This window comes from Pseudomonas lactucae (genome assembly GCF_016937615.1).
Taxonomy (GTDB): Bacteria; Pseudomonadota; Gammaproteobacteria; order Pseudomonadales; family Pseudomonadaceae; genus Aquipseudomonas; species Aquipseudomonas lactucae.
Map to the genome: position 1 here is coordinate 1 of NZ_JAFHKI010000256.1, position 2,151 is coordinate 2,151.

The 2,151-nt window shown below is 61.7% G+C and carries 2 protein-coding genes and 1 pseudogene; 2 read left to right on the plus strand and 1 reads right to left on the minus strand.

The window, feature by feature from the left end; genetic code table 11:
- Positions 1-133: 133 nt before the first annotated feature.
- Both JWR98_RS29095 and JWR98_RS29100 read left to right on the plus strand, forming a co-directional pair.
- A complete protein-coding gene (locus tag JWR98_RS29095) occupies positions 134-1,015 on the plus strand; it encodes a LysR family transcriptional regulator (RefSeq protein ID WP_078732835.1) in 882 nt (293 codons plus the stop codon).
- Positions 1,016-1,117: 102 nt separating this feature from the next.
- Positions 1,118-1,237: pseudogene (locus tag JWR98_RS29100) on the plus strand (class II aldolase/adducin family protein); the annotation flags it as partial.
- A gap of 84 nt (positions 1,238-1,321) precedes the next feature.
- Here the strand turns inward: JWR98_RS29100 and JWR98_RS29105 are convergent.
- Positions 1,322-1,861, minus strand: coding sequence for a thioesterase family protein (locus JWR98_RS29105; RefSeq protein ID WP_205491887.1), 540 nt, complete (start codon positions 1,859-1,861; stop codon positions 1,322-1,324).
- Positions 1,862-2,151 lie beyond the last annotated feature (290 nt).

The window sequence follows — 2,151 nt, forward strand, 5'->3', positions numbered from 1 at the left end:
CCGATAGCGGTGTATCAGTCGCCACAGTTTTGACTGACGCACCGCTATCGGGAGCAGGCCCCCTCCCACATTTGATTTGTGGTGTTGCGACTATCCAGTTATAAATCCAATAAATGTCTACTGAGAAGCGACAATGAACCCCTTCGAAGACATGCGCCTGTTCTGCCAGGTCATGGAGTCCGGCAGTTTCACCGCTGCCGCCGAACAGCTGGGCCTGTCCAAGCAGTTCGTCAGTCGCCGACTGATCCAACTGGAAGACCGCCTGGGCGTGCGTCTGCTCAACCGCTCCACGCGTCGCCTGGATATCACGCCCCTGGGGCAGAGTTACTACGAGTCGGCCCTGCGCCTGCTCGGTGAAGTCGAGCAGGTGGAGCAGGGCATCGCCGGCCAGAACAGCGAGCCGCGCGGCACCCTTCGCCTGAGCGCGCCGTTGTCGTTCGCCATGGCGCACCTGGGCTGCCTGTTGCCGTTGTTCCTGCAGCGCCACCCGCAAGTGGCGGTGGAAGTCGACCTCAGCGACCGCCCGGTGGACCTGATCGGCGAGGGGTACGACCTGGTGCTGCGGATCGGCATTCTGGAAGATTCCACGCTGATTGCCCGGCGTATCGCCAGCATTCCGCGGGTGTATTGCGCCAGCCCCGAGTACCTGGCGCTGCGTGGCACGCCGCAAAAGCCTGACGACCTTGCCGAGCATGACTGCCTGCCTTATGGCCATGGCCGCCAGGTGCAGTGGCGCTTCAAAGGCAAGCTGCAAGCGCTGAATGTCAGCGGCCGCATGCGCGTCAATAACGGCGAGCTGCTGCGTGACACCGCCATTGCCGGCCTGGGCGTCACCTACTTGCCGACCTTTATCGTCGGCGACGCGTTGAAGGACGGTCGCCTGGTCACGATTCTCGACGATTTTGCGCCTGAGGCCCTGACCCTGTCGGCGGTCTATCCCCAGCACCGGCAAAGCTCACGGCCGGTGCAGGCACTGGTGGAGTTTTTGCGCGAGCGCCTGGCCAGCGGCTGTTGAACGGCCGGTCGACGAGGTTTTCCAGGGCGGTCAACAATGTGCGAGGGACCATTCAAGCCTGTGCCTTTTGAGGGGCTTCAACCGCGGCAACGCGGAGTTGGTGTGGCGAAGGTGGAAGAACAGGCCAAGGCCCACAGCAGCGGTGAAGGCCCGGGCGTGGCGTTGCATTGGAATGCACTGATTCGCCAGCTGGAGCGGGCCGATACCGACTACAAAAACTGATCCCGAGCCAAGTGAAGATCGGCATGTGGGAGAGGGCTTACATCGAACGTGGCGAACTGACGCGTGCTTTTGATCCTGAACAACCTAGTGCTCCTCTGCCCGCAACTGCCCACTCATGTCATCGCAACTCTGAGCCCAGTCCTTGAGCCATTGCGGCATCGCTGGTGACTCCTCCACCAGGCCCAGTTCGCGCACAAACTCAGCGGGAGGCAGGGTGCCCTTGGCCGAGCGGAACAGTCCGCGCATCACGACCACGCCGACAACGCGGCCACGGCTGACAAAACGGTGTTCCATCAGGCTCCACTTGGAATCCCAGCCGAGCATGCGGGTGTGTACCTCGAACGCCTCGAACAGCTTTAATTCGCGTCGGAATTTACCCCAGGTGTCGCCGACGATGGGCAGCGCCTTGTGGCGTAACGCAACGCGAAAGGCCCCGGTGCGCAGGACGAAATCCATCCGTGCGACATCCGCCAGGGAAAAGTAGCGGCCGTTGGTGACATGTCGGTTTATGTCCAGGTCCAGCGGCCACACGCGCATGCGCACCACGGTGGTGGCGAGGCCATGTGCAGGTTTGCGCCATGGACGGCGGCACAGCATGTATAGCAAACGAAACCAGAGATTCATAAAAGAGGCCTGCCAGTTGATCCAGGCAGCACTGTAAGGACCTGGCGGTGATGGAGGTAGGTCCGTAAATGACATATTTACGGCGCAGTGCGCAGTTGGGTTATTCCCGGTTGAACAGACGAAAAAAAACCGGCTGATCAGGCCGGTTTGGGGTGCTCCGCGAACAGGGCGGGTCAGGCGCGGTTGTCCAGCAGACGATCGGCACCACCCTCAGCCAGACCGCGTTCCTGCAGACGATCCGCACCGCCTTCAGCCAGGCCACGTTCCTGTAGACGATCCGCGCCACCTTC

Excerpts from the sequence above, each read along its gene's own strand:
- JWR98_RS29095 (WP_078732835.1), top strand. The coding sequence starts at position 134 with ATGAACCCCTTCGAAGACATGCGCCTGTTCTGCCAGGTCATGGAGTCC.
- JWR98_RS29105 (WP_205491887.1), bottom strand. The coding sequence starts at position 1,861 with ATGAATCTCTGGTTTCGTTTGCTATACATGCTGTGCCGCCGTCCATGG.